General features: G+C 68.4%; 4 protein-coding genes. All 4 read right to left on the reverse strand.

Features of this window, described 5'->3' with window-relative positions; translation table 11 throughout:
- Nucleotides 1-235, reverse strand: a 235-nt coding sequence (locus NL1_RS35865) for a translation initiation factor IF-2 N-terminal domain-containing protein (RefSeq protein ID WP_156095219.1), incomplete at its 3' end; no start/stop codon positions are given.
- A gap of 110 nt (nucleotides 236-345) precedes the next feature.
- On the reverse strand, nucleotides 346-663 hold the full coding sequence (locus NL1_RS37095; RefSeq protein ID WP_245673746.1) for a YlxR family protein: 318 nt from the start codon (nucleotides 661-663) through the stop codon (nucleotides 346-348).
- Nucleotides 664-812: 149 nt separating this feature from the next.
- Nucleotides 813-1,841: a transcription termination factor NusA gene (nusA, locus tag NL1_RS35870; RefSeq protein WP_067849385.1), complete on the reverse strand. Its 1,029-nt coding sequence runs from the start codon at nucleotides 1,839-1,841 to the stop codon at nucleotides 813-815.
- Nucleotides 1,838-2,506 (reverse strand): ribosome maturation factor RimP, encoded by a 669-nt coding sequence (gene rimP / locus NL1_RS35875; RefSeq protein WP_067849388.1) that lies wholly within the window; start codon nucleotides 2,504-2,506, stop codon nucleotides 1,838-1,840. Before rimP ends, nusA begins: the two co-directional genes overlap by 4 nt.
- Nucleotides 2,507-2,720 lie beyond the last annotated feature (214 nt).

The raw sequence follows: 2,720 nt of genomic DNA on the forward strand, positions 1-2,720 counted from the left end.
GCTTCGCGGCCGGACGCGCCGACGAAGCGGGCCCGGGGCGCGCCCCGGACTTGGAGTCTGCCGCCGGCGCGGACTTCGCCGCCAGCGACTCGCGGAGCCGACGCGCGACGGGTGCTTCCACCGTCGAGGACGCCGACTTCACGAACTCGCCCTGCTCCTTGAGCGTTGCGAGTAGTTCTTTGCTCGTGACACCGAGTTCTTTCGCCAACTCGTGCACGCGGGCCTTGCCTGCCACTGCTCTCCTCACTGAGAGGTCGAGCAGCGCCACCGTTTCAGGGGGACGGCGGCCCGCACGACCTCGGGTTATCTCCGACGGACGTTCATCGTTGGTACTTCACGGTGTGCTCATGAGTGCTCGTGCCTGTTCTCGAGGTAATGCTCCAGGGCTGAGATATCCAGATGTCCGGACACTCGTAGTGCTCTGCCGAATGCTCGGCGTCGTTCTGCGGTGCTCAGACAAGACGAAAGGGGGTGCAACCAGGCACCCCTCCCGGGAAGTCTGCGCCGCGGATCGGGAACGATCACGACGATACGGGATCCGTCGCCGGTTTCCCGATCTTGTGCCACGATCCGCAACAGATCGACGGCCAACTCGTGCTTCCGGCATCCGATGCACGTACGCACCGGAGCCGACCGCCGCGCTGGCGCGGGGTGCTGCTCGATGGTGCGATCGGGCGAAGATGCCGAAGGCTCGTGCTGAACCTTGGACCACTGTACCGCTGCCCGGCCCCGAACGCCGAACCCCTCCCCCGCGGAAGTTACCAACATGTCATCCCCGGGGCGGGATTCCCTGTTCGCGGTGTGAGCTTCGCTCAACTGCGATGCGCCTCCGTCCGCACGCCGCCGCCCACGTCAGGGGCCGCGTCGCTGCGAATATCGATCCGCCAGCCGGTCAGACGCGCCGCCAAGCGGGCATTCTGCCCCTCCTTGCCGATCGCCAGCGAGAGCTGGAAGTCGGGCACCACGACCCGGGCCGCCCGTGCCTCGGCGTCCACGATGGTGACGGAAACCACTTTCGACGGCGACAGCGCGTTGCCCACGAAAGCGGCCGGATCCTCGGCGTAATCGATGATGTCGATCTTCTCGCCCGCCAGCTCGCTCATCACGTTGCGCACGCGCTGCCCCATCGGGCCGATGCACGCACCCTTGGCATTGACGCCGGGCACGGTGGAGCGCACCGCGATCTTGGAGCGGTGCCCGGCCTCGCGCGCCACCGCGACGATCTCGACCGAGCTGTCGGCGATCTCCGGTACCTCCAGCGCGAACAACCTGCGCACCAGGTTCGGGTGGGTGCGCGAGAGGGTGATCTGCGGGCCGCGCGGGCCGCGGGAGACACCGACCACGTAGCACTTGATGCGGTCGCCGTGCTCGTAGGTCTCGCCGGGCACCTGCTCGGCGGGAGGGATCAGGCCCTCGGTGCCGTGCAGTTCGCTGCCGATGCGGACCACCACGGTGCCGCGGGCGTTGGCGCGCGCATCGCGCTGCACCACGCCGCCGACGATGTCGCCCTCGTGGGTGGAGAACTCGCCGAAGGACTTCTCGTTCTCCGCGTCGCGCAACCGCTGCAGCACCACCTGGCGCGCGGTGGTCGCCGCGATCCGGCCGAAACCCTCTGGGGTGTCGTCCCATTCGGAGATCACGTTGCCGTCGGCGTCGAGTTCGCGGGCCATCACCCGCACCACGCCGGTCTTCTGGTTGATATCGATGCGCGCGTTGGGCTGGTGGCCCTCGGTGTGCCGATATGCGGTCAGCAGCGCAGACTCGATCGCGGATATCACCGTCTCGATCGAGATCCCCTTGTCGGCGACGATCGCGCGGAGGGCTTCGATTTCGATGTTCATTCCACGATCCCTTCGGTCGAATCGGACGCTGTTACAGGTAGTGCATCGGTGTCTTCTCGGGCGCCTGCGGCATCGTCTACCGCGAGAGCGTCGTCGTCGTGCCCCGGTCTCGGACGACCGGGCGCGACCCCGCCCGCCAGCTCCAGCTCCCGCTCACCGGGCGCGGAGAACTCGACTTGGACGACGGCCTCGGCGATATCGGCCAGCGGCACGTGCACGCGGTGCGGATTGCGCTTGCCGCCGAACACCAGCGCCACCGAATCCGGCGCCAGCGCGCCGACCCGCGCGTCGAAGCGTGCCGAGCCGCCCGGTTCGGGTGGCTCGGCCCCCGGTCTCAGTGTGACGCGCACTTTGCGGCCCTGCGCGCGACGCCAGTGCCGGTCGGCGGTGAGTGGGCGGTCGATGCCGGGTGTCGAGACTTCCAGCAGGTAGGGCGTCTCGCCGAATTCGCCTGCGTCGTCGAGCAGCAGCGAGAGCTCGGAACTGAGGGTGGCGATGGTGTCGAGGTCGGCGGTACCGTCGCTGTCGACGGTGACCTTGACCTTGGCCTGCGCGTCCGCGTGCTTGCCTGCCCTCGAGATATCGACGCCCTCGAGGTCGAATCCCCGGCGTTCGACGAGTCCAGCAACGAGCTGGCTCACCCTTTCCTCGGTCGGCATCGGCATGTGGGGCGGCTCCTGGTTCAGTTGTGACGCGGTCGGAATTTTCTGTACCGAAGGTCTAGCGTAACGCGCCACGAGAGTGTAAAGGACCAGCGGCCCGCGGTGAGCGTCCCGGGTCCGCGGCGCGCGCGGCGGGTCGCGCGGCCCGCCTCGGCGTGATCGGAAGGGTCGGACCGGTCTGGCACGATAGTGCCGTGCCCCTCCGCCTCCCCGCCCC

Origin of the sequence: Nocardia lijiangensis NBRC 108240, assembly GCF_001613045.1 — a bacterium.
GTDB classification, from domain to species: Bacteria; Actinomycetota; Actinomycetes; order Mycobacteriales; family Mycobacteriaceae; genus Nocardia; species Nocardia lijiangensis.

Coding starts and splice junctions, on each gene's coding strand:
- nusA (WP_067849385.1), bottom strand. CDS start 1,841: ATGAACATCGAAATCGAAGCCCTCCGCGCGATCGTCGCCGACAAGGGG.
- rimP (WP_067849388.1), bottom strand. CDS start 2,506: ATGCCGATGCCGACCGAGGAAAGGGTGAGCCAGCTCGTTGCTGGACTC.